This is a genomic window from Pseudomonas sp. 21LCFQ02 (assembly GCF_024129895.2).
In the GTDB taxonomy this organism is placed as follows: domain Bacteria; phylum Pseudomonadota; class Gammaproteobacteria; order Pseudomonadales; family Pseudomonadaceae; genus Aquipseudomonas.
In genome coordinates this window covers 215,293-238,520 of sequence record NZ_CM178749.1, presented here as the reverse complement: position 1 = coordinate 238,520, position 23,228 = coordinate 215,293, and the positions used below count along the sequence as shown (strand labels likewise).

The window sequence follows — 23,228 nt, the reverse complement described above, 5'->3', positions numbered from 1 at the left end:
GGCTCCTCAGAACTGGAAGTACAGGAACGGCGAGAAACTCTGCGCCGACAGTTTCAGGATCGATGCGATGAACAGCAGCAACACCAGCACGCGCATGGCGTAGCGTGGCCAGTCAGCCTGCCAGTAGGCCGCCTGCACATTGGCTTCGCGGCCCACGGTGAAGCCCGGCTCATGGATGCTGCCAGCGGCATCGCCCGGGACCGCCTTGATGGTGCCAGGCTGGTCAGTGGCCGGGCCGTCGGCCTTGGCTTTGCCTTGTTTGGCCGGCCGGTCGCTGTAGAAGTCGCGCAGGCCAAAGAACGCCAGGGTCGCGTAAGCCAGCACCATGGTTGCGATCTGCAGACCGGTCAGGTTGGCGCGGGTCAGTTCCGACAACTGCCAGTCGCTGAAGCTGAACATCGCGCTGTACATACGGGTCGCCACGTGCAGGTTCTCGGCACGGAAGATCACCCAGCCGATGACCACCAGCAGGAAGGTGAACGCCCAGCGGATCACGTTGAAGCTGTAAGGCTTGGTGTTGATGCCCACGGCTTTCTCGATGGCCAGCCAGATGCCGTGCCAGGCGCCCCAGATCACGTAGGTGATGTTTGCGCCGTGCCACAGGCCGCCAAGCAGCATGGTCAGGAACAGGTTGCGGTAGGTGGCGATCTTGCCGCCGCGGTTGCCGCCCAGGGTGATGTACAGGTAGTCGCGCAGCCAGGTCGACAGGCTGATGTGCCAGCGCCGCCAGAATTCGGTGATCGACTGGCTGATGTACGGCTGTTTGAAGTTCTCCATGAAGCGAAAGCCCATCATCAGGCCCAGGCCGATGGCCATGTCGCTGTAGCCGGAGAAGTCGAAGTACAGCTGTGCGGTATAGGCCAGCGCACCCAGCCACGCATCACCGGTGCTGGGGTTCTCCAGCGCGAAGCAATGGTCGGCGACCACGGCCAGGGTGTCGGCGATGAACACCTTCTTGATGAAGCCCTGCATGAACCGCGTGCAGCCTTCGGAGAACTTGTCCAGGGTGTGGGTGCGGTTGTTGAACTGGTCGGCCAGGTCACGAAAACGCAGTACGGGACCGGCGATCAGGTGCGGGAAGATCGCTACGAACGCGGCAAAGTCGATCAGGTTACGGGTCGCCGGTGTGTCACCCCGGTAGACGTCGATGATGTAGCTGATGGACTCGAAGATGTAGAACGAGATACCGATCGGCAACAGTACGTGGGTCAGGATGAACGGCTCCAGGCCCATGGACGTCATGATGGCGTTGAGGCTGTCGACACCGAAGTTGGCGTACTTGAAGTAGCCCAGGATGCACAGGTCGACCGCCACCCCCAACAGCAGCCAGCGCTGCGCCGTCTTGGTCCGTACCCCGGCGGCGCCCACCTTCAGGCCGATCCAGTAGTTCCACACCGTAACGGCGATGAACAGGCTCAGGAAGTCGATACGCCACCAGGCGTAGAAAATGTAGCTGGCGATCAGCAACAGCAGGTTGCGGTAGCGTTGCCCGCTCACGTAGTACAAGCCGAGGAAGATCGGCAAGAACAGGAACAGGAACACGTTGGATGAAAACACCATCCGTCTTTACTCCGTCAGTCCGGCAATAAGGGCCAATGCCCCCCCAAACCCCCCCATGAAAAACAGGAGGGACATCGCATTGCTATCTGTAGGAGCGGCTTGAGCCGCGAAATTCGCTGTGAATCATTCGCGGCTCAAGCCGCTCCTACGGTGTTACCAAATCACTGGTTGTCACGGTCGTGATTAGGGTCATAGACCCGGGTCAGGTCCCCGCCCAGGCGGAAGGTCTTGAACGGCTGCTTTTCGTGCTTTTCCTCCAGCACCTGGGCATCACAGGTGTAGAGGCTGCAGTACGGTTCCAGCCAGGCGAATTTCGGATCTTTTTTCAGATCCGTCATGTCCTGCTTCTCGCCACCACGGTCGGCAAACTCGTCCGGGTCGCGTACCCCTTCAAGCACCCGTTGGGCCAGGCGCTGCAACGCCGCGTTGTTTTCCTGGCGCAGGTCCACACCATTGGCGCGGGCGAAACTGGCGACCATCGCCAGCGGCGGCAGGGCGTAGTTGTGATAAGCCAGCGCGCGTTGGCGACGTTTCATTTCATTGGGCAGGAAACCTTCCGGGCTGACCTGATTGGCGGCGACCCGGAACTCTTTGACGGCCCAGTCGAACAGGTCGCGGCGGTTGGTCGCCACGGCGGTGGCCATGACTGACCAGGCGGCCCAGTACGAGTGGTTGTTGATTTTTTCCAGCGGCAGGTTGCTCCAGTCGCTGATCACCAGGTCACCGAGCTTGCTGAACCAGGCTTCGATTTCCTGGGCCTGCTGCTGATGGTTGGCCAGCGGCCGCGAGTCGGAGAACTTCAGCCGCAGGTACGCCGCCGACATGCTGCCCAGCGCCCATTTGCGCATCGACTTGCCGGTATGGTTGAACTCCTGCGACTCAAGCGCACCGGCGCGGGCCCAGGTGGTCAGGATGTTGAGCGCGCAATCAAGCTGCTCGGGGCGGCCGTCACGCATGTATTGCATGACCACCTTGCTCACCCCGCGCTCCAGGTCGGTGATGTCCTGGGTGGCGTTACGAAAGGCTTTTTCAGCGGCTTCGTTAAGGGTTGCACGGGCCTTGTCGGAGCCCTCGTATTTGCTGCGAAACACCAACGCACCGGTGTACGGCTGCGGGATGGCGGCACAACTGAAGTTGTGATCGCCGGTTTTCATCTTCTCGATAGGGGCCGAGTAACCCTGGGGCGGAATCAGCGGCGCTGCTGCCGCAGCCGCGCCGCTCCAGGCGGTCGCGGCCAGGATGGCCAGCGACAGCAGGGCGGGGCGGACAGGTCGGGATATCTGCATAAGTCACCTCATAATCCGGCTTGCGCAGAATGCTGTTGGGTACCTGGCAATGCATTGCGTTTGCACACCTGGGCTTTGACTTTCTGTGGCTCACTACCTGCTTCGGGTCCTTCGATTTCCAGGGCCAGCAGTTGCTGGCTGGCCCAGTCTTCGTCTTCGCGCAGGTCGAAGGCGAAGCGTCCATCAGTGTCGGCGGTTTCCGGTTTTTCGATCTTCAGGTCTTCATGGCGGCCGTTCATGTACCACAGGCGCGCCTTGAGGGTTTTTACCGACGTGTCTTCAAACTGGATGTCGACCCGGTTGGCCGAGTTGCGAATGTCCTTGATGCCGTTCTTGCCGTTGACCAGCACTTCGTTGTTGCCGGGCTTGAGGCTGGTTTCGGCGCTGAGCACCGCAGGCTTGGCATCGCAGCCGTCATCAAGTAGGGCAAACATCTGCCGCCAGATACTGTCCTGGTCCAGGCGATACAGTGGCGAGAATTCCCAGACGATGATTTTCGGCGGATTGTTGTGGAAGTCTTCGCTGCCCAGATACTGGATCATCGCGCCTTCCAGGCCGCCACCGGGGAAGGCCACGTTGAGCACGTCGGCACCGATGTATTCCTGCAGGAAACCGCCGAAGTTGTAGTTCTTGCCGCTGTGGCTGGTGCCGACCAGGGTGATCTTCGGGTTACCCGAGTCACCGAACAGGTCGCCGTCACCGGCTTCGCCCTTGGGCTCAGTGGCGAACTGGTCCATGTACTGGATCGCATAGCTGGTGCCACACAGCTGGCCGGCCATGTTGTGCAGGGTGCCGGTCTTGCCCATGCGCCCGGACTTGTGGCTTTCGAATTCGCGCTTGGGAATCTCGTCGAAGCCCGGGATCTGCTTCACCGTCTCGGCCACCACCTTGGCGGTGCGCTGGGCGCCGTAAGGGGTCCAGTGTTGGTCACCACGGAAGTAGAAATCCTGGTCTTGGGTTTCACTGGTCAGCGGGCTCAGGTCCGGAACCCAGTAACCCATCTTGCTGAAGCGGCCGAGCATCGCCTGGTAATTCTTCAGCGCGGTGTCGTAGTCGTATTTGGCGCGGTCCTGCGGCAGCAGCTTGTTACGGTCGACCATGCCACGGGTTGGCTGATAGACCACCACCAGGTCGATGCCCTTGCGCTTGAAGGCGCGTTGCAGTTCTTGCAGGCGCTTATAGCCGGCCGGCGTGGTGTCGAACTCGGTGCGCAGGTCTTCTTTGGTACGGAACAGCCAGTCGCCCTCAGCCTGAATCAGGGTGGTGAAGTTCTGCTGATAGCGGGTGGTGTAGTTACTGGCATCATGGGCGGCCGGGCACAGTTGGCAGCACGGCTCGGCAGTGAAGTCCGGCGCCTGGCTGTCATCGGCACGCGCAGCGCTGGTAGCGGCCATCAGGCCCAGGGTCAGGCTGGACAGGCCCAGCCATTTGATCAGGTGGCTATGCATGGAAGTCTCTCGGCTCATGGGCGCAGCTCGCTCTGGCTTTCGACGGGATCGATCAGTACGGCGCGTTTCTGGCGCACCAGCAGATCGAGGATCTGCTCCTGGTTCTCGCCCAGTACGCCGTTGAAGGTGATGCCATTGCTTTTGGTCGGTGCCAGCATGGCCACGTTGTAGAGTTCGACGCTCAGCGGCGAGTCGATTGCCAGCGGGCCGGAACCGTTGCTGGCCAGCTGGCCGCCGACCACGATCAGCGAAACTTCGGCGTCGAACGGGTCCAGGTCGATGTCGCGGTCGGTGTCGTTCAAGTCCTTGATGTGGCCGTAGACGCCCATCAGGCCATTGCCCAGGGCAAGGTTGTCGTAGAGCTTGATGTTGGTGCTGTTACGCACCCGGATACCGTGGCGACGGTTGGCCACCACCCGATTGCCCCACAACAGGTTGTTGCCGCTCTCGTACAGGGTGATGCCGTCGGTGTGGTTCTGGTAAATCTCGTTGAAGGCGACGATATTGCCGACGCTGTTACGGTCCAGGACCACGCCGGAGAGCTTGTTATCGTAGCTCTTGTTGCGAAAGATGAAGCTGTTGTCCACCTCGCGGGAGATGATGATCCCGTGCTTCTTCTTGGTTCCGTACACGGTGTTCTCGGCGATGATCAGCCCGTGCGAGCGGTCGTGCGGGTCGATGCCGTAGACGATGTTGTCGCGGTAGGTGCTGCCCTTGATCACGAAGTTTTCGGTTTCATAGCAGTAGAAGCCGTACCACAGGTCCGAGAATTCCGAGTCAATGATCCAGCCGGTCGGCTCGGGGCGGTTAAGCACCTTGGCCGCATTGGGCGTGTACTGGGAAATACTCACACCGTAAGACTTGCTCTGGTCATAACCCAGGCTGGCCATCTTGCTGCTGGCGATCCAGGTCTGCGAGCCGCCCCAGCTAAGCAGGAACGGGCGGAATTCGCCGGCCTTGCGCCACGTGGAATGGCCGTTGCGGGTCTCGCTCCAGCCGTTGACCTGGGTATTGGCGATCAGCAGCTTGCCTTCGTTGACCAGAAACGCGCCGCGCTCCTGAGACAGGCGCAGTTCGGTGGTGCGCTTGTCGATTTCCAGGCTGCCGGTTTGCTTGACCAGAATCGGCACGCGGGCGATGAATACGCCGGGCGACACTTCGCTGAGCATCTGTTTGGGCACCTGGCGGGCGACGTCCTGCAGGCTGGCATAGCCGTTCTCGACCACGATGATCTGCGGAATACCGCGCTGGCGCGCCACCCACTCGGCCATCTTGTTGTCGCCGCCGACGAACTCCTTCATGCCGGTTTCTTCATCCATCATCCGCGTCACACGCACCTTGCCTTTGGCGCTGCGGTCGATCTTTTGCAGCGCAGCCTCGGTGGTGTAGCCGGACAGGTCGGGCAGCTCGGGGGTCTGCATCGCCAGTGGCTCGGCCGGTGGGCTGGTGATGGTGTAGGTCTTGGCCTGTTGCAGCTCCTTGACCACCGACTTGGCCGGTTCGCTGACCACCGGGGTGTTGGCCAGTGCGGCACTGGCCACCAGCAAGGCGCTGCCCAGCACTGCGCTTTCGAGCAGGGTATGCGGCCAATGGCGCGGCCTGGCGTTGTTGATCTGACGATTCATTTCATCGCACTCCTTGGGCCGTCGCTTCAGAAGCGCCAGATGACATCGACAATGGCGCGATGCATGTAGCTGTCGACCTGGTCGTGATAGGCATCACCCGGCTTGAACACCCCGGCGCGCAGGCGCACCAGCGCCGACGGCTCATCGAACGACTGGCTCAACGCTGCCGGCAGCAGGCCTTGTTTGAAGTACTTGGTGACCACCAGGTCCATCTCCTGACCCAGATCCTTACGGCCGTCTTCCAGCGGCAGGGAGCTGAAGGTATTGGTCGGGATGCCGCTGGCATCGATCACTTCACGGGTCGGGTTGATCCCGGCGCCACCGATGCCGGCGTTGCCATCGACGCGGCGGAACTTGTGGTAGATCAGCGAGGCGTCGTACTCCTCGTTGAACTGCCAGGAGGCGAACAGCGAAGCGCTTTCGACGTTGGCCATTTCACCCTGGAAGGCTTCACCGAAGCGGTGCACGCGCGAGCGGGTGCCGGTCCAGTTCGAGCGGTTGCTCTCCAGGCCGTTCTGTTCGTAATCCTTGCTGGCGCGCGAGTACGCGGCGCCCACTTGCCATTGCGGGTCCAGACGCAGGCGGATGCCCAGGTCAGTCGCCCAGCCATTGACGTTACGCCCGGTCTTGTCGCCGGCCAGATACTGGTCGGTGGTGTTGTCGTAGTTGGCGCCGATCTGGTCGCGGTTACCGGTCAGCCAGGTCAGGCTGCCCCAGTAATTGACGGTGTGGGTATTGCGATGGTTATAGGCATCGCTGTCGACGTTCAGGCCGACCCAGGTCAGGTCGCCATTGGCGGTCTTGTCCAGATCGTCGAGCACTTCGCCGCTGCGCTTGAGCTTGCCGTCTTCATGGCTGTGGTGGGCGCGGATGCCGGCCCAGTGGCCTGGCGTCCATTGATAGCTGGCCGAGCCGAACAGGTGCTGACGGTCTTCGTCTTCCGGCGCCAGTTCGGTGAGGTCGGTGCGGTACTCGCTGAAACGCTGAGCGGCACCCAGTTCGGCACGCAGCAGGGTGGTGTCGAAGGTCCAGTTCAGCGCTTCGATATTGGTGTCGTGCCACTGGCCATCAGCGTTGCGCAGGCGCTGGCGGCCGAATTTGAGTACTTCCCCGGGGTAGGGGGTGAAGCCGCTGTAGCCGATCCAGAATTCACGCAGCGCGGCGTAGGTCTTGTCGACTTCACGTTCGCTGGCGTTACCGCGGGAGATCTGCGTGCCGCTCTGGCCATTGCTGTCGATGGTGGTCTGTTCCAGCGGGTCGGTCTGGATGGTATCGGTGGCGGTGACCACCTGGCCCATGGCGTAGCCGCTCCAGTTGCCGCGCTCGCCGTATACCCAGGGGCGCAGGTCCAGGCCGATACCCTTGACGTCACCGCCGGAGCGGGTGCCCAGGTCGCGGTCATCTTCGCTTTGCGCGGTGATCTTCGCTTCCAGGCCGAAGTTTTTTTCTTCAGTCATGGCGGCCAGCGTCGGGCAGGCCCACAGCAGGGTGAAACCAAGGCCCATGCCAGCGGCCATCAAAGGGTTCAGCTTCATAGTGCTTCCTCACCGTCGTCTTTTTGCAGGGTCTGCAGGACCAGCGCGTTCTGGCTGGCGGTCGCGCCCCGGGCTTTTTGCTCGCGTTGCAACAGCTGCTGGGCAGCGGCGAGTTGTGCGGGTGACAGTTGTGGGTTGATCTGCTGGGCCAGTTCATCGGCCTGCGGGGTCGGATTGTGGGTCTTGGCCAGTTGGCTGAAGACCCAGGCATTGACCAGGTCAGGCTTGATGCCGCGGCCCTGGGAAAACAGCTGCGCCAGGGCGAAGTCCGCGCTGGCCTGCCCGCCACGGGCGGCGAGCAGCAGTTCATCCACGGCTTTTTGCGGGTAGACCTGACCGAGATAGCCACGGCGGTACAGCTGGCCCAGGTAGTAGTGGGCAGACAGTTCGCTGGCACTGGCCTTGCTCAAGTGCTGCTCGGCTTTCTTCGCGTCAGCCGGCACCCATTTACCTTCGTAGTAGAGTCGGCCCAGCAGCAGTTCGGCGCGCGGCTGGTCGGCGGCGCGGCCGTTGTCCAGGTACTCCATCATCTTGTCGACGTCGCCCAGCTCCGGGAAGTCGTAGAGCAGCTTGGCCAGGGTGACCCATGACACCGGGTAGCCCGGCGCGATGCCTTCGAGCAATTGCTGGGCGGTTTGCGGATCAGGGCTGCCGACCTGCGCATCGCCCAGTACCCGGGCTACGCTGTCGACGCGCTGGGCGTCGACACGGCCGGCCGAGTAGGCACTTCTGAGCTGGTCGAGCAGGGCTTTTTGCTGGTCGGCCTGGCCACGGGTCTGGTAGACCGTGGCCAGTTCGACGTAGCACATGTCGGTGCTGGCCAGCGCCTGTTTGCAGATGCTCTCGACTTCATCCAGATGCTGCTCGTAGGTGCCTTGGGTGCGGTACAGAACGATCTGTGCCAGGCCGGCTTCGGCATAGCCCATGCTGCGCCACTGGCTGATCTGCTGCTGGGCGTTGACCTCAGGGAAGCTGTGCGGGTATTGCAGGTAAAGCATGGCCAGCGCCAACAGGCTGCCAGACTCGCCACTGGCGAAAGCTTTTTGCAGCAGCCCTTGGGCTTCTTTGCGTTCAGCATCGGTGGCGTCGGGCTTGGCGGCCAGCAGCCGGCCCAGGCGTGACTGGGCGCGTGGCGAAGTGGCCGCCGCAGCCCGGTAGGTGGCCTCGGCCTCCTTGAGGCGGGCCGGGTCACCGCTGGCCACCTGAATGTCGGCCAGACCGACCTGGGCATCGCTGTAGCCCAGCTCGGCCAGTTGCCGGTAATTGCGCTCCGCCAGGGCAGTATCGCCGTTCTGCATGGCTTCATTGGCCAGGCGCTGATCGGGCAGGCCGGCGCAGCCAGCCAGGGTCACAGCCAGTCCCAGAGCAACAGCCTGGCCCAATGTGGTCACGGACAGCAGCGGGGAGATCGACGAGCGTCGAAGCGGACGGTTCATGATTACAGACCTGCAGCCACGGCTTTATCGATCAGCCAGTTCATCGATGGGCCGCGATCACTGACCACTTCCACCGGACGGCCGATGAAGGCGCTGCTCAGCGACTCGTCAGGCTTGATTTGCACGCGAATGTCGGTCGACAGGTCGTTATTGGTCAGGTTGGCGCTGCTGACCACCCGGCCGGTGCGCACCTGATCTTCGCCGGCGATCTGGAAGCTGACCTGGGTGCCGGGCTTGACGTCACGGAACTGGCGATAGGTGAAGCGGGCTTCAACAGTGGCCGGGGTGTTACGTGGCACCAGTTGGAAGATCACCTGGCCCTTGGCGGCATATTGGCCGTCGGCTACCAGTTGGCGAGCCACAACGCAGTCGCACGGGCTGGTCAGGGTGCCGCTCAGTTGCTTGCCGTACAGCTCTTCAATCTTCGCCGGTTGCAGGTCTTCACCGGCCAGGCCGCCCTTGAGCATCTCCAGCATGTTGGTGTTGAACGAGGCCAGTGGTGCGCCTTTCTCGGCCTCGTGGTTGACCTGCACCAGGCTTTGCAGCGTGCCTTCACGAGGCATGGTCACGTCCAGGCTCGGTACGGTGACAAGGCCGGCCGAAGCGTGGCTGACGAAGTACAGGCCGTAAACGGTTTTGAGAATGAAACCGAACGCACCCAGGCCGACAATGAAAATCCCCAGGCTGAAGGTCACGGCGCGCAGCCGTCCGAAGAAGCCCATGCCGCCTTCGCCGGCCTTGTTCTTGCGCGGCCGGGTGAAGTTATCGCGTTGCAGGGTGGCCAGTACTTCGCCAACGCTGACGATGTCGCCGGCCAGGTGCGAGGTAATCAGGTGGCGCAGGGTGGCGATGTCCTGCGGCTCAAGGTTCTGGAACTGCGCACCGACCCGGCCGGTGGTGGGGTTGATCGACTGGATCAGCAACTCGACGTCCATGGCCAGGCCCAGGTTGTCGACCAGAAACTGCATGCGCGCCTTGATCACTTCGCCGACGCGCAAGGCTTGCGGGTTCGGGGCGATGTAGCTCAGGCCGCCGGCACTGAGGTCTTCGACCTTGACCAGCGGCGCGTTGGGCGCCCCGTTGAGCAGGCGCAGTTTGGCCGGCAGCTTGACTCGGGCGTGCTGGCGCTGGGCTTCGGATTCATGCACGACATTGGCGTTCACGGCGGTATTCATGGTGAGTTTTCCTGATTGATCGATTGATTCAGAGGCCCGGTCAGACCATGGTCAGCAACACAGCGAAAAAAATGCTGCCGGCTGAAAAGGTCATGGTTCGGGACGACCAGGTGTTGAACCAGCCTTGGAAGCTGGCCATGTCGCGGCTGAGTTTGGTGTCCTGGCGGGTCCAGGACTGACGATCCAGGCGGAAGAACACGTAGATCTTCATCAGGGCGCCGACGATCTGGTTGTAATAGAGAATGATCGGGTAGGCCGGGCCGATCCGGTGCCCCGAGCAGACCAGCAACAGGGTCAGGATCAGGCGGGTAATACCGATCCAGAGCAGGTACATCAGCAGGAACGCGCCGCCGTATTTGAAGCTGGCGATGATCGCCACGGTCAGGCCCAGAATCGAGGTCCACATCGACACGCGCTGGTCAAACAGCACGATGCTGGTGAAGATGCCCAGGCGTCGCACGCCCAGCCCCAGGGCGCGGGAGTTCTGCCGCAGGTTATTGCCGTACCAGCGGTACATCAGCTTGCGGCTGGCTTTCAGGAAGCTTTTCTCTGGCGGGTGCTCCACGGTATTGATGGCGGCGTCGGGCACATAAAAAGTGTCGTAACCCAGGCGCATCAGGCTGAACCAGCTGGATTTATCGTCGCCAGTCAAAAAGCGGAAGGTGCCCAGCCGCCAGTGGTGCAGCGAGTCGGCCTCGACGTCGGCAATAAATTCCGGGTCGGTAACCACGCTGGCGCGGAACACCGACATCCGTCCGGTCATGGTCAGTACCCGCTTGGACAGGGCCATCGAGCACATGTTGATGTGCCGCTGGGCGAAGCGCAGCTTGTGCCACTCGCTCATCACGTAGCCGCCGAGCACTTCGCAGAATTCGTTGGTGGTCAGGCCACCGACATTGGGAAACAGGTGAAACCACGGCACGGTCTTTTTCACCACGCCTTTGTTGAGTACGGTATCGCCGTCGATCACTGCCACCACCGCACGGTCATCGGGCATGTGCCGGGAGATGGCACGAAAGCCGTAGGCCAGGCCGTCACGTTTGCCGGTGCCGGGAATCCGGACGAAATCCAGGCTGACCCGCTCCGGTGGATTGAGGCGTTCCCAGAGACTTTTGACCAGTAGCTCGTCAGACAGCTCGACCAGCGAGCAGACCACGGTGGTCGGCAGCCCGCAGTCGATGGCTTCCTGAATGACCGAGCTATACACCTGGGCGGTGGTGCTGGCATCGATCCGAAAACTGGTGACCATCAGAAACACGTGGGAAGGGTTGGCTTGCTCGCCCAGCTTGCGCATTTTGCGGCGCAGTCGTGGGTAGACGACGTAGAGAAACAGCATGCCGCGCACAAAGTGCGTGGCGCCCATCGAATAGCGCCAGATACCGACGATACCGATGAGGAAAATGAAGTTCTTCGACTGCGAGTCGAAGATGCTGGTTGGCAGCGCAGTCACCAGCGCACCCAGCAAAGTCAGGTAAAACAGCCAACCGGCAGCCTGCAAAAGGCCGTTTTTAAGCCTGTCCATCAGAAGCATCCTTCGGATTAGTTGCAAGCTGTCAGCTGCAAGCCACAGGTCAGGAACATCAGGTTCCGGACTTGGGCCAGCGGCTGACAGCTTGAAGCTTGCCGCTTAAAACTTACTGCGGCGCTTACCAGCAAATGCCTTCGGCGCGGCCGTTTTCAGTGGTCGGTTTGGACATGAAGCCCACCAGATCGACCACCCGCTTGCCTTCCGGCGCTTTGTCGGCCAGCGCGCGGAAGCGCTCATCACGGTTACCCAAAATGATGATGTCCGAGTCGTTGATGACCTTGTCGAAGTCCGCGTTGAGCAGCGAGGAGACGTGGGGGATCTTCGATTCGATGTAGTCTTTGTTGGCACCATGGACGCGGGCATACTCGACGTTGCTGTCGTAGATGCTCAGCTCGAAGCCCTTGCCAATCAGCATCTCGGCCAGTTCCACCAGCGGGCTTTCACGCAGATCGTCGGTGCCGGCCTTGAAGCTCAGCCCCAGCAGGCCAACCTTGCGGGTGTCGTGGCTGGCAACGATGTCAAAGGCGTTCTGGACCTGCGAGACGTTACTGCGCATCAGCGAGTTGAGCAGCGGCGCTTCGACGTCCAGGCTGCCGGCACGGTAGGTCAGGGCGCGGACGTCCTTGGGCAGGCACGAGCCGCCGAAGGCGAAGCCCGGACGCAGGTAGTACTGCGACAGGTTCAGGGTCTTGTCCTGGCAGACCACTTCCATCACTTCACGACCATCGACGCCGACCGCCTTGGCGATGTTGCCGATCTCGTTGGCGAAGGTCACCTTGGTGGCGTGCCACACGTTGCAGGTGTACTTGATCATCTCGGCGACCGCGATGTCCTTGCGGATCACCGGCGCATCCAGCTCTTCGTACAGCGACTGCAGCACGTCCCCGGAGGCTTTGTCGAACTCGCCGATGACGGTCATTGGCGGTTGGTCATAGTCATTGATTGCGGTGCTTTCGCGCAGGAATTCCGGGTTGACCGCCACGCCGAAATCGACGCCGGCCTTCTTGCCCGAGCAATCTTCCAGGATCGGGATCACCACATTGGCGACCGTGCCTGGCAGTACGGTGCTGCGCACCACTACCGTGTGGCGCGAGTTTTTTTCGCGCAGGACGTAACCGATCTCGCGGCACACCGATTCGATGTAATCAAGTTCCAGGTCACCGTTCTTCTTGCTGGGCGTCCCGACACAGATCATCGACAGGTCAGTACTGCGGATGGCTTCGGAGAAGTCAGTGGTTCCGCGCAGTTTGCCGGTCCGGATACCTTGTTCCAGCAACTCGCCCAGACCGGGCTCGACGATGGGCGACTTACCGTTATTGATCAGGGCAATCTTCTCGGCAGAGATATCTACACCGACAACGTCATGACCCCGTGCAGAAAGGCATCCGGCACACACAGCACCGACATAACCCAAACCAAAAATGCTGATACGCATCGCACTCTCCTCGATTGTAACGCCTAACTAAAAGTTGCTGGGTATGAAACGCGGGCCAGCAGATTCCCTACGTCGGCAGCGGTGACTTATAACAAGTCACTTAACTAACGCAGGCATGTTTAATTTAATGAGTAGCCAAATACAGGGAGGGCCGACTCAATTGACGCCAGGTACACGTGGCAAATAGCCTGTCCGTGAGGGCAGGGGTTTGCTCTGGGAGTCATGTACCACTTACTGAACCGCCTTCATCAGCCCGTAAGATCAGCAACACTGCGGGGCCAGGGCCTCGCCATCCTGTCTCGTCCTGTCTGAAGCGTTCGGCTCAATGTCTTTCCTGTCTGACGTTATAAGTCTATGTATTGATTCGATACCGACAGCCTTGATCATCCCAGTGATCAAACTACGTTGTGGTAACCCCTGTCGCTCTCCGTGTCGCTGTAAGTTATTACCTACATGGTGGGCCTGAATCGTTACGGGATGTAGGAACCTGAGTGGCATGAAATAGTTCCGGGCCACTCGTCCCGTTTTCAGCAAATTTTCAAAGTTGGTCAACTAGCCGGGTAGTTGCAAAATGATGGCTGCCCCCGGCCCGGTCCTTTAAAGTTAAGCGTTTCAGCTAGTTTGATGGTTAGTGGCCATTAACCATCTAAGGCCACAGGCCATCGGCTAAAAAAATGATTTTTTTTCGATAAGCGTGAAGAAGTAAAAGAATCATAGACCCTTTTGCCATTTTTCAGGCGCCACTTATCCGGCGGTTTATTGCAGGAACTTGACAGCCGCGGCCCCGGTAATGGCTATCTGCCTTACCGGGCCGGGAAGCAGGAGGTGTCAGCAGGGCATCAATCAGTCGGCAGGTGCGTCACGAAGGAACACCAGCTTATTAGCCGTGGACTGTTCGGCACTGTAGTAGTAACCCTGCACATCAAACCCCTGAAGTGCTTCAGGCGACTGGATGCGTTCATCAATGACAAAACGGCTCATCATGCCGCGTGCTTTTTTTGCGTAGAAACTGATGATCTTGTACTGGCCGTTCTTGAAGTCCTTGAACTCGGTATCAATGACCCGTGCCTGCAGGGCGCTGCGCTTGACCGCCGAGAAGTATTCGGTGGACGCCAGGTTGAGCAGCAGGTCGTCGCCCTGATCGGCCAGCGCCTGATTCAGCCACTCACTGATCCGGGTGCCCCAGAAGGCATACAGGTCCTTGCCACGGGCATTGGCCAGCCGGGTGCCCATTTCCAGGCGGTAAGGCTGCATCAGGTCCAGCGGCCGCAGCAGGCCATACAGGCCCGAGAGCATGCGCAGGTGTTGCTGGGCGTAGTCCAGGCCGGCTTCATTGAGCGTCTCGGCAGCCAGGCCGGTGTACACGTCGCCTTTGAACGCCAGCAATGCCTGTTTGGCATTGGCCAGGTTGAAGTCCGGATTCCAGCTGCCAAAACGTGCAGCATTCAGGCCGGCCAGCTTGTCCGACAGATGCATCAGCTCGGCGATCTGCGGGGGCGTCAGCTCGCGCAACTGGGTAATCAGTTGCTGGGAATGGTCCAGATACTGGGGCAGGGTGTGACGGGTAGTGGTGGGCGGGGTCTCGAAATCGAGGGTCTTGGCTGGGGATATCACCATCAGCATGGGCGGCACTCCTTAAATCGTGCGCCGATTCTAGGGGCTGATGGCAGATCACTCCAGCTATAGGGTTCATAGCCGTTAACGCTGCCGCTCAATCGGCTATAGTGCCGCCTGGATCGCCGTCAGCATTAAAATCGAGGGAGCACAGGGTTTGCGTATCGTTCTGGCAGTTTTCGCGTGTCTGTTGGGCGTCAAGGTTCATGCGGCGGTCCCGGATGTGGCCCTGATCGATCGCAGCATCTGGCCCGAGCGCCTGGAAAGCCCTGCCCTGTTCGATGTGGCCTCGCGGGCCGAGATTCTCGGTTTCGCGCGTGCCTTGTGGCTCAGCGAGCAGCAGGACGAGGAAGCCTTGAAAGCCCGTCTGGGGCTGCGCTACGTGAACATGGCGTCGATCAATCTGCTGCGCCACCGGTTGTGGGTGCGCCTGCTGGAGAATTTTCGTCAGGCGCGGGTGAGTTGCACCACCGATGCCAACTTCTGTGTCTATGCCCAGGACATGGAGCAACTGCGCCAGCGCGCCGAGGAATTCAGCATCGCGCCCGATTCCTTCTATGCCGCCTGGGGGGCACCGAGCGCACTGTTCCACCGCCAGTATCTCGACGAGTTGCTCTACAAGGCGGCCCTGTTTCCCCAGACCAGCAGCGAGATCGCCCGCTACAACTCCGATGAGCTGACCGGTGACGACATGCCTGACCGGTCCTTTATGCTCAACTTCGAAGGCGGGCCGAGCCCGGTCAATGGCGACACCGACTGGCTGGCGGACTTCATGCGCCAGCAGAAGATGACCGCCACCTTCTTTGTCCTCGGCAAGCCCTTGCAAGCACGTTTGAACAGCAGTTCGGCCGCTGCCTTGCAAAATCTGTATCGCCAGCAATGCGTCGGGATTCAGGGCTGGGAGTATCGCTCGCATAGCCAGTGGCGTGACTGGCAAGGTTCGGTGCAACGCAGCGCCGACCTGGTCGAGCGCATTCTGCCCGACAGCATGGTGCCGCTGTTTCGTCCGCCTTATGGCCATCGACGCCCGGACAGCGGCGAGTTCTTCCGTGCACAGGATCTGCGGGTCTCGTTATGGACCATTGATGCCCAAGACAACCTGGGCCGGCTGAATTCGGCGCAGATCAGCGACCGGGTGCAGACCCTGATGCTGCTCTGGCGCAAAGGCACGGTGGTATTCCATGACACCGGTAACCGCGCTCAGTCGGCCTTGCCATTGTTGCTGGCCAATAGCGCACAGAGTGAGCTGACCTGGGAAGACTGCCGCACGATCGAGCGAGCGCCAGAGGACGCGCAACAGCAGGAGCAGCAAGCGCTGGAGGCTCAGGAGCGGCATTTGCAGGAAGCGCTGCGGGCCAAAGAGCAGCAGGAACTGCAAGAGCAGCAGACGTCTGAAGAGCAGCCAACGGATCAGGAGCAGCCTGCACAGGCACCGCAGGAGCCGCAGCCTCAACAACCAACGCCTTCTGAGCCAGGGCCGGCGGGTGCCGGGCCGGTACAGCGGATCGAGCCGGGACAGATGCAGATGCCCGCCAGCGAGGCTGATCCGGATGCACTCAATTAGCGACTGTAGCGGGCTGATGGCCCTGCGCCAAGCGCTATTGGTCACCCTGTGAAATAAATTTCAAAAAACTGTCAAAGTACTTTTTTCTGTCATCTGTTTTGCGGTATTACCTGAGTCAGACCGCCGAAACCTGCAACACAGGTGGCGTCAGACAAGACCCACCTTGAGCGCTTGCTGTCCTGCCTCAAGGACAGCGCTCGGCGGCCTTCCCGTGGCACGGTGACCCATTGAGACCGTGCTGCCTGGCTTCTATAAAGGTGAGCGAGTATGGATGATCACGGACGCAGCCCCTCCAACAACCAGCCTATCCTTTACGTGCTCGATACCAACGTATTGATCCATGATCCGAACGCTCTGCTGAATTTCGAAGAACATCACGTCGCCATCCCCATGACCGTCCTGGAGGAGCTGGACAAGCTCAAGGATGGCAAGCATTCGGTTGCTGCCGAGTGCCGCCAGGCCATTCGCCTGATCGACAAGACCCTCGGTGAAGCCTCACCCGAGGATGTCGAGAAGGGCGTGCCCATCGACCGTGGTACCGGTATTTTCAAAGGCAGTCTGTCGATCCTGATGAGCAAGCGCGAGGAGTCCAGCAGTCCGCTGCCCGAGCATCTCAACGACAACATCATCATCAACCAGTTGATTGATCTGCACGCACGTCGCAAGGACCGCTCGGTCGTGCTGGTCACCAAAGACATCAATATGCGCCTCAAGGCGCGCGCCTGTGGCATTGCCGCCGAGGACTACAGCACCGACCAGCTGGTCGATGACGTCTCGCTGCTGTCACGCGGCTATCACGAACTCAGCGGCTCGTTCTGGGAGCGGGTCAACAAGGTCGAAACCCGTCAGGACCACGGCCGCACCTGGCACCGGGTACAACTGAACGAAAACCTGCCGCAAGTGCACATGAACGAGTTCATCATCGATGAGCAAGGCTTCGTGGGCTGGGTCAAGGGCGTCAAGAATGACGAACTGATCATCCTCGACATGCATCAGGAGCCGCTGCTGCATCAGGAAGCCTGGGGCCTCAAACCACGTGATATCTACCAGGCCCTGGCGCTGTTTGCATTGCTGGACCCGGACATTCACCTGGTCAACCTGTCTGGCGCCGCCGGCTCCGGCAAAACCATCCTGGCCCTGGCCGCCGCCATCGAACAGACCATGGTCACCAAGCGCTACCGGCGCATCATCGCCACCCGCAGCGTGCAGGGCCTGGATCAGGAAATCGGCTTCCTGCCCGGCACCGAGGCCGAGAAAATGGAACCCTGGCTGGGCGCCATCACCGACAACCTTGAAGCCTTGCACATGGAGGACGAAAACACCCATGGCAGCGTCGATTACATCCTTAGCAAAGTGCCACTGCAGTTCAAATCCCTCAATTACATCCGTGGTCGCAGCTTTCAGCAGAGCCTGATCCTGATCGATGAATGCCAGAACCTGACCCCGCACCAGATCAAGACCATCATCACCCGTGCCGGTGCCGGTTCCAAAGTGGTCTGCCTGGGCAACCTGGCACAGATCGACACCCCTTACCTGTCGGCCACCAGTTCGGGGCTGACCTACCTGACGGAGCGCTTCAAGGATTTCCCCAACGGCGTGCACATCACCCTGCAAGGGGTGCCACGCTCGATCCTCGCCGAGTACGCCGAGAGCCATCTGTAGCAGTTGGAGCGAGCGGGCGGCGATCCGCCTTGCTCGCGAATTCAGCAGGCGCCACGAATGCGCTGTCTGCTTTCGCGAGCAAGCTCACTCCTACCTCATGAGTCGCAGCATTTGGGTTTACAATCTTCACTCCTGTTCCGGAGTGAAGGTTGTGCTGACTCATCTAGATTCCCAAGGTCGCGCCAATATGGTCGATGTGACCGACAAGGCGGTGACCTTCCGCGAAGCGGTGGCCCAGGCGCGGGTGCGCATGTTGCCATCGACCCTGCAAATGATCGTCGCCGGTGGCCATCCCAAGGGCGATGTGTTCGCCGTTGCGCGTATTGCCGGTATCCAGGCGGCGAAAAAGACCAGTGACCTGATCCCTCTCTGCCATCCATTGATGCTGACCGGCGTCAAGGTCGAGCTGCAGGCCGAGGGTACGGACGCGGTACTGATCACCAGCCGCTGCAAGCTGTCCGGGCAGACCGGGGTGGAAATGGAAGCGCTCACCGCCGCCAGTGTGGCGGCGCTGACCATTTATGACATGTGCAAGGCGGTGGACCGCGGCATGGTCATCGAGGCGGTGCGGCTGCTGGAAAAACTCGGCGGCAAGAGCGGCCACTTCGTGGCGGATCAGGAGTCTGAGCAATGAGCCTGACCGTGCAGTACTTCGCCCGCTACCGTGAGGTGCTGGGGCGCGACAGTGAACAGCTCGCGGGCGACTTCTCCAGCCTCGATGCCGTGCGTCAGCACTTGCTGGCCCGTGATGGCGTCTGGCAGGTGCTGGGCGAAGCGGGGGTGATGTGCGCCCGTAATCAGGAACTCTGCTCCCTGGCCGAACCGGTTCAGGATGGCGATGAACTGGCGTTCTTTCCACCGGTAACCGGAGGCTGAACATGAGTGTTCGTGTCCAGGCCGCGACCTTTGATCCTGGCGCCGAGGTCAACGCGTTGCATGCGGCCAATCGTGGGGTTGGGGCGGTGGTCAGCTTCGTGGGCTACGTACGTGACTTCAACGAGGGCCTGGAGGTGTCCGGGATGTTCCTGGAGCACTACCCCGGCATGACTGAAAAGGCGCTGGGCAAGATCGTCGACCAGGCGCGGCAACGCTGGCCGCTGCTGGGCGTTGAAGTGCTGCACCGGGTCGGCAACCTCGAGCCGGGCGAACCGATCGTCTTCGTCGGCGTCACCAGCGCCCACCGTCAGGCGGCGTTTGAGGCTTGCGAATTCATCATGGACTACCTCAAGACCCGCGCACCGTTCTGGAAACGCGAAACCACGCCGCAAGGGCAGCGCTGGGTGGATGGGCGTAGCAGCGATCAGCAGGCCGCAGATCGCTGGGATACGGTTGGGTAAGGCGCTCTGGCAGGCCCGGCAGGAGCGGCCGGGCGGCGTCCGCTAGCTGTAAATCTGGGCGCTTTATGCCCCCGGTGGGAGCGACCTTGGTCGCGAATACGGTGGTAAGTTCACAGCAAATGCAGTGACTTTACCGGCCTCTTCGTCGGAATGCCGCCCAGGCCAAGTTCCCACGGGGTTCTGTGTTTGCTGCGCGACAAGCTCAGGAGCGCTTACGCTCCACTGCCCGCAGCAGTTCGGTCGGCGGCATCTCGCAACTGATCTTGCGCCCCAGCTTTTCCTCGATCGCCGGCAACTGGTACGAATCATCCTCACCGGCAAAACTGATCGATACACCCTCGGCACCGGCCCGGCCTGTACGACCGATACGGTGCACATAATCATCCGGGACCTCAGGCAAGGTGAAGTTGATCACATGGCTGATACCGTCGATGTGAATCCCCCGACCTGCCACATCGGTGGCGACCAGCACACGAATCTTGCCCTCGCGAAACCCCTCCAGCGTCTTGATCCGCTTGTGCTGCGGCACATCACCGGACAACTGCGCAGCATTCACGCCATCGCGCACCAGGCGCTCCTCGATACGGCGTACCTCATCCTTGCGGTTGGCAAACACCATCACCCGCTCCCAGCCATTGTCGCTGACCAGGTTGTACAGCAGCTTGTACTTGTCGGCCGCAGCCACCGCATACACATGCTGCTCGACATTGGCATTGGCCACGCCCTCGGCCTCGATCTCGACAATCGCCGGGTCAGTGGTCCACTGCCTGGCCAGGTTCATCACGTCATCGGTGAAGGTGGCCGAAAACAGCAGGGTCTGACGTTCGCTCTTGGGCGGCGTCTGGCGGATGATCTGGCGCACCTGGGGAATGAAACCCATGTCGAGCATGCGGTCAGCCTCGTCGAGGACCATGACTTCGACCATGTCCAGATGCACTTCGCCACGCTGATTGAAGTCCAGCAGACGGCCTGGAGTGGCGACCAGAATGTCGCAAAAGCGCGATTCGAGCTGCTTGAGCTGCTTGTCGAAGTCCATCCCGCCGACGAAGGTCATCACGTTCAGCCCGGTGTAGCGGGTCAGCGCTGCAGCGTCCTTGGCGATCTGGACCACCAGCTCGCGGGTCGGGGCGATGATCAGCGCGCGCGGCTCGCCCATGTAGCGCTCTTTGGGCGCAGGGGTCTGCAGCAACTGGGTAATGGTCGAAATCAGAAAGGCTGCGGTCTTGCCGGTGCCGGTCTGGGCCCGACCAATGGCGTCCTGACCCTTGAGGGTATAACCCAGAACGCCGGCCTGGATCGGGGTGCAATAAGGAAAGCCCAGATCGTGAATGGCGTGCATCAGCGACGGGGCGAGCTTGAAGTCATGGAAGCGGGTCTTGCCCTCCTGAGGTTCGACAACGAAATCTTCAGGCTTCCAGGTGTCGACGGGCTTGGGTTTGCGGGCCGGGCGCTGGCGTTCGGCGCGCGGCTTCGCCACTGCCTTGTCCTCGGCAGGTTTGTCTGCACGGGGTTTGTCTGCCCGCATCGGGCGTGGCGGGGCCTGCGTGCTGTCCTGGGGCTTGGCCGGCTGCGGCGCGGCAGTTCGGGCTGGGTGGCTTTCAGTGCTGATCACGGCAGCGGAACTGGATGTTGTCGGCACAGGCGCGAGCGGCTCAGCCTCGCTTTTACCGAACATCTTCTTGAGTGCTTTGAGCACGGTCATCTCGTCAGTTGGTCAAGGAATGTACGCCGAGCAGTGTAAAGCAAGTTGCTGGCTCGGCGTAGTGGCAACAGACCTCAGGCGGTGTTACCCCAGTCTTGCGCTCAGCCAGGTCTGGATGTCGGCAATCTCCTGCGGTAACACCTGATGGCCCATCGGGTATTCCTGCCATTGGGCATCGACCCCAAGTGATTGCAGATACTCGTAGGCGGTGCGGCCCATGGCATTGAGCACCACCTCATCGTGGTAACCGTGCAGGCAATAGGCCGGGATCCGTTGCTGGCTGGCCGACACGCTCATGCCGTCGCTGAAGGTGGGGGCGTAGGTCGAAAGCGCCAGAACACCGCCCAGCGGCCCCTGCCAGCGGCAATAGGCGGTGTGCAGCACGACCGCGCCGCCTTGCGAGAAACCGGCCAGGAAGATCCGCGCCGGGTCGATGCCGCTGTCACGCTGCGCTTCGATCAGGTCCATCACGGTCTGCGCCGAGATTTCCAGCTCTTCGTGACTGATCGCCCGGGCCGGGCTCATGGCAATGATGTCGTACCAACTGGGCATCTGGTAACCGCCGTTGATGGTAACGGGGCGGTGTGGCGCCTGCGGTAACACGAAACGGGTACTGCCCAGCGTGGTTTGCAGCGCCTGTGCGACCGGCTCGAAGTCATGCCGGTCGGCGCCCAGGCCGTGCAACCAGATGACGCAGGCATCGGCCTGGCGGGAAGGCTCAAGGATCAGCGGTGTAGTCATGTGTGCTCCGAAATTGTGCGCGCCGCATTTTGAAGTGCATTGAATAGGTGCGTGGTGCGGCGAGCGTCTGTCAAATCTGAACGAAGATGTCGCAAGGTTACAACTTTTGGTCTTGACCTGTTTGTTTATCGACCCGGCGAGCGGTCTGGTACGCGGTTTGCTATGCATCATGCGGAGTCAGAGTGCTCACGTCGACCGGTAACACTATTTTGCTATTAGCTTTACCGTCGAGCGTCGCACGGCAATCCCAGCTACAGGACTGTCGGCAAGATTCATTCCGCAGCACAGCTACGGAACAATCAGGGAGCTTTGGTCCGCGGGACTGCGGGTAACGGTTACAGGCGGTGCCAGGGAGATCCTGAGCCCACATGAACAGACCCAACGTCGCATGACCCAAAAACAAGCCAACACGGGTCATTGATGCCTCACAAGGGTGCGACGTGACTGAAGCTCCAAACAACAAAGAGCAATCCGGAGGTTATGAATGAAGATGTTGAAATCCACGCTGGCTGTAGTGACTGCTGTAGCCGCACTGGGTGTAACCGGTGCAGCCAATGCTGGCGCAACCCTCGATGCGGTGGTCAAGAAAGGCTTCGTACAGTGCGGCGTCAGTGATGGTCTGCCAGGCTTCTCCGTTCCTGATGCCAAGGGCACCATCACCGGTATCGATGCGGACGTCTGCCGCGCAGTAGCGGCTGCCGTGTTCGGTGACGCCACCAAGGTCAAGTTCAGCCAGCTGAACGCCAAGGAGCGTTTCACCGCCCTGCAATCGGGTGAAGTCGACATTCTGTCGCGTAACACCACCTGGACCAGCTCGCGTGACTCAGGCATGGGCCTGGTGTTCGCCGGCGTAACCTACTACGACGGCATCGGCTTCCTGGTAAACAACAAACTGGGCGTCAAGAGCGCCAAGGAACTGGACGGCGCCACCGTGTGCATTCAGGCCGGTACCACCACCGAGCTGAACGTCTCCGACTACTTCCGCTCCAACGGCCTGAAGTACACCCCGATCACTTTCGACACCTCCGACGAAAGCGCCAAGTCGCTGGAAAGCGGCCGTTGCGACGTGCTGACCTCCGACCAGTCGCAGCTGTACGCACAGCGCAGCAAGCTGGCCAGCCCGGAGTCCTACGTCGTACTGCCGGAAGTCATTTCCAAGGAGCCTCTGGGCCCGGTCGTGCGTAAAGGCGACGAAGAGTGGTTCTCCATCGTCAAGTGGACCCTGTTCGCCATGCTCAACGCCGAAGAGGCCGGTGTAACCTCCAAGAACGTCGAAGCTGAAGCCAAGTCGACCAAAAACCCTGATGTTGCCCGTATGCTCGGTGCTGACGGCGAGTACGGCAAAGACCTGAAACTGCCAAAAGACTGGGTAGTGAAGATCGTCAAGCAGGTTGGTAACTACGGCGAAGTCTTCGAGCGCAACCTGGGCGAAACCACCCCGCTGAAAATCAAGCGTGGCCTGAACGCTCTGTGGAACCAGGGCGGCATCCAGTACGCTCCACCGATCCGCTGATATGACCCAGCGCCCGACCACCTGAAGAGGTGGTCGGGCGTCTTGTAATGTTTATTTATTCCGGGGC

Annotated in this window: 17 protein-coding genes and 1 pseudogene; 6 read left to right on the top strand and 12 right to left on the bottom strand. The window is 60.8% G+C overall.

Annotated features, from left to right (window positions below):
- Positions 1-6 precede the first annotated feature (6 nt).
- From NJC40_RS01100 to yaaA, 10 genes are all read right to left on the bottom strand, one after another.
- Complete coding sequence (locus NJC40_RS01100) at positions 7-1,560, bottom strand: MBOAT family O-acyltransferase (protein ID WP_045482971.1); 1,554 nt, start codon at positions 1,558-1,560, stop codon at positions 7-9.
- A gap of 161 nt (positions 1,561-1,721) precedes the next feature.
- Complete coding sequence (locus tag NJC40_RS01095) at positions 1,722-2,846, bottom strand: mannuronate-specific alginate lyase (protein ID WP_253140536.1); 1,125 nt, start codon at positions 2,844-2,846, stop codon at positions 1,722-1,724.
- Positions 2,847-2,854: 8 nt separating this feature from the next.
- Positions 2,855-4,294 (bottom strand): alginate O-acetyltransferase, encoded by a 1,440-nt coding sequence (locus NJC40_RS01090; RefSeq protein WP_253140670.1) that lies wholly within the window; start codon positions 4,292-4,294, stop codon positions 2,855-2,857.
- A gap of 14 nt (positions 4,295-4,308) precedes the next feature.
- Positions 4,309-5,919 (bottom strand): mannuronan 5-epimerase AlgG, encoded by a 1,611-nt coding sequence (algG, locus tag NJC40_RS01085; RefSeq protein ID WP_045482967.1) that lies wholly within the window; start codon positions 5,917-5,919, stop codon positions 4,309-4,311.
- Positions 5,920-5,945: 26 nt separating this feature from the next.
- Positions 5,946-7,454, bottom strand: a complete 1,509-nt coding sequence (locus tag NJC40_RS01080) for an alginate export family protein (protein WP_253140535.1) — start codon at positions 7,452-7,454, stop codon at positions 5,946-5,948.
- Positions 7,451-8,890 carry an alginate biosynthesis TPR repeat lipoprotein AlgK gene (algK, locus tag NJC40_RS01075; protein WP_253140534.1) on the bottom strand — a complete coding sequence of 480 codons (1,440 nt, stop codon included), beginning with the start codon at positions 8,888-8,890 and terminating at the stop codon, positions 7,451-7,453. Before algK ends, NJC40_RS01080 begins: the two co-directional genes overlap by 4 nt.
- A gap of 2 nt (positions 8,891-8,892) precedes the next feature.
- The gene (locus tag NJC40_RS01070; RefSeq protein ID WP_045482964.1) at positions 8,893-10,065 is read right to left on the bottom strand and encodes an alginate biosynthesis protein Alg44; all 1,173 of its coding nucleotides are present in this window, start codon (positions 10,063-10,065) and stop codon (positions 8,893-8,895) included.
- A 40-nt stretch (positions 10,066-10,105) separates the two neighbouring features.
- Complete coding sequence (gene alg8 / locus NJC40_RS01065; protein WP_492180454.1) at positions 10,106-11,587, bottom strand: mannuronan synthase; 1,482 nt, start codon at positions 11,585-11,587, stop codon at positions 10,106-10,108.
- Between the two features lie 124 nt (positions 11,588-11,711).
- Positions 11,712-13,028 carry a nucleotide sugar dehydrogenase gene (locus NJC40_RS01060; protein WP_045482961.1) on the bottom strand — a complete coding sequence of 439 codons (1,317 nt, stop codon included), beginning with the start codon at positions 13,026-13,028 and terminating at the stop codon, positions 11,712-11,714.
- An 843-nt stretch (positions 13,029-13,871) separates the two neighbouring features.
- Complete coding sequence (gene yaaA, locus NJC40_RS01055) at positions 13,872-14,651, bottom strand: peroxide stress protein YaaA (protein ID WP_253111789.1); 780 nt, start codon at positions 14,649-14,651, stop codon at positions 13,872-13,874.
- Positions 14,652-14,799: 148 nt separating this feature from the next.
- Here yaaA and NJC40_RS01050 point away from each other — a divergent pair.
- The 5 genes and pseudogenes from NJC40_RS01050 to moaE form a co-directional block, all read left to right on the top strand.
- A pseudogene (locus NJC40_RS01050) lies at positions 14,800-15,969 on the top strand (polysaccharide deacetylase family protein); the annotation flags it as partial.
- 504 nt (positions 15,970-16,473) lie between these two features.
- Entirely contained in the window at positions 16,474-17,868 is a 1,395-nt protein-coding gene (locus NJC40_RS01045) for a PhoH family protein (RefSeq protein ID WP_045482957.1), read from the top strand.
- A 151-nt stretch (positions 17,869-18,019) separates the two neighbouring features.
- A complete protein-coding gene (gene moaC, locus NJC40_RS01040; RefSeq protein WP_045482955.1) occupies positions 18,020-18,502 on the top strand; it encodes a cyclic pyranopterin monophosphate synthase MoaC in 483 nt (160 codons plus the stop codon).
- On the top strand, positions 18,499-18,744 hold the full coding sequence (locus NJC40_RS01035; protein ID WP_045482953.1) for a MoaD/ThiS family protein: 246 nt from the start codon (positions 18,499-18,501) through the stop codon (positions 18,742-18,744). Before moaC ends, NJC40_RS01035 begins: the two co-directional genes overlap by 4 nt.
- Before the next feature lie 2 nt (positions 18,745-18,746).
- Positions 18,747-19,205: a molybdopterin synthase catalytic subunit MoaE gene (moaE, locus tag NJC40_RS01030; RefSeq protein ID WP_253140533.1), complete on the top strand. Its 459-nt coding sequence runs from the start codon at positions 18,747-18,749 to the stop codon at positions 19,203-19,205.
- A gap of 202 nt (positions 19,206-19,407) precedes the next feature.
- Here moaE and rhlB read toward each other — a convergent pair whose 3' ends face one another.
- The gene (gene rhlB / locus NJC40_RS01025; RefSeq protein ID WP_045482946.1) at positions 19,408-20,907 is read right to left on the bottom strand and encodes an ATP-dependent RNA helicase RhlB; all 1,500 of its coding nucleotides are present in this window, start codon (positions 20,905-20,907) and stop codon (positions 19,408-19,410) included.
- Positions 20,908-20,991: 84 nt separating this feature from the next.
- Entirely contained in the window at positions 20,992-21,648 is a 657-nt protein-coding gene (locus NJC40_RS01020; protein ID WP_253140532.1) for an alpha/beta hydrolase, read from the bottom strand.
- A 484-nt stretch (positions 21,649-22,132) separates the two neighbouring features.
- On the opposite strand from NJC40_RS01020, the gene NJC40_RS01015 reads away from it, so the two are divergent.
- On the top strand, positions 22,133-23,161 hold the full coding sequence (locus tag NJC40_RS01015) for an amino acid ABC transporter substrate-binding protein (RefSeq protein WP_045482940.1): 1,029 nt from the start codon (positions 22,133-22,135) through the stop codon (positions 23,159-23,161).
- Positions 23,162-23,228 lie beyond the last annotated feature (67 nt).